The sequence below is a fragment of the Dactylosporangium sp. NPDC049140 genome, assembly GCF_040648435.1.
In genome coordinates this window covers 1-1,448 of sequence record NZ_JBEZDS010000155.1, presented here as the reverse complement: position 1 = coordinate 1,448, position 1,448 = coordinate 1, and the positions used below count along the sequence as shown (strand labels likewise).

At 69.8% G+C, this 1,448-nt stretch carries 1 protein-coding gene; it reads left to right on the top strand.

The genetic code is table 11. The annotated features are described in order from the left end of the window. Positions 1–1,448 (top strand): condensation domain-containing protein (locus AB0B76_RS58950; protein ID WP_360395196.1); only part of this gene is annotated, 1,448 nt, incomplete at both ends.

The following is a 1,448-nucleotide window of genomic DNA, read 5'->3' as shown; positions in this document are numbered from 1 at the left end:
GCTTGAGGCGTTGTATGCGGGGGAGGAGCTTGCGCCGTTGCCGGTGCAGTACGCGGACTTTGCCGCCTGGCAACGGGCCTGGCTCGCCGGGGACGCGCTCGACGCGCAGCTGGACTACTGGCGGGAGCGGCTCGCCGGCGCGCCGACGCTGGAGCTGCCGACCGACCGGCCGCGACCGGCGCAGCGCTCGGCCGCCGGCGCGATCGTGCGGTTCCCGGTGCCGGCCGAGGTCGTCGAGGGGCTGCGCGCCGTGTCGCGTGTCGCCGGCGGCTCGATGTTCATGACGACGCTCGCGGCCGCCGCGGCGCTGTTCGGTCGGTACACGGGCCAGGACGACATCGTGGTCGGCACGCCCGTCGCCAACCGGAACCGGTCCGAGATCGAGGGGCTCATCGGGTACTTCCTCAACACGCTGGTACTGCGCACGGACCTGTCCGGTGACCCCACCTTCGCCGAGCTGCTCGGCCGCGTGCGGGCGGAGACGCTGGGTGCGTACGCGCATCAGGACCTGCCGTTCGAGCGGCTGGTCGACGAGCTCGAAGTCGACCGGGACCGCTCCCGGACCCCGCTGTTCCAGGTGCTGTTCAACTACTCCGCTGGCGATCCGCAGGACCGCGGGGCCGATGACGTGCTCGACGGGGTGACCGGGCCTTCGCCGATGCCGGTCCGATTCGACCTGACCGTCTCACTGGTTGAGTCCGGGTCCGGGCTGGTTGGTGCGGTGCAGTACAGCACGGCGTTGTTCGACGATGCCCGGATCGTGCGGTTGATCGGGCACTTCCAGCAGGTGTTGGCCGCGGTGGCGGCGGATGCGGGTCGTCGTCTGTCGCAGGTGCCGTTGTTGAGTGTGGCGGAGGCGGCCGACCTGGCGACCTGGTCTTCTGGTGGCCCGGTTGTGCCGTGGTCTGGTGCTGTGCACGAGTTGGTGGCGGCCCGTGCGGCGGCGACACCGGATGCGGTGGCTGTGCAGTCGCTGACGTACCGGGAGTTGTGGCGCCGTGCGGCTGGTCTGGCCGCACGGTTGACGGCCCAGGGTGTGGGCGCTGAGTCGATTGTCGGTCTGCGGTTGGACCGCGGCCCGGACTTCGCTGTGGCGGCGTTGGCGGTGTGGCAGGCCGGTGGCACATATTTGCCGCTGGATCCGGATCTGCCGGCGGAGCGTCTGTCGTACATCCTGGCTGACAGCGGGGCCGAGGTCGTGCTGGATAGTCCGCTCGGCGACGTCGAGCTGGTAGATGCCGTTCCGCGTCCGGTTGTTCCGTCGCAGGCCGCTTACGTGATCTATACCTCGGGGTCGACGGGCCGGCCGAAGGGTGTCACGGTTTCGCACGGCAACCTGGCGTCATTCCTGGATGCGATGGCCGACCGTCCTGGCCTCTCTGCGGATGACGTGCTGCTGGCGGTGACGACGTTCGGGTTCGACATCGCGGGTCTGGAGATGTGGCTTC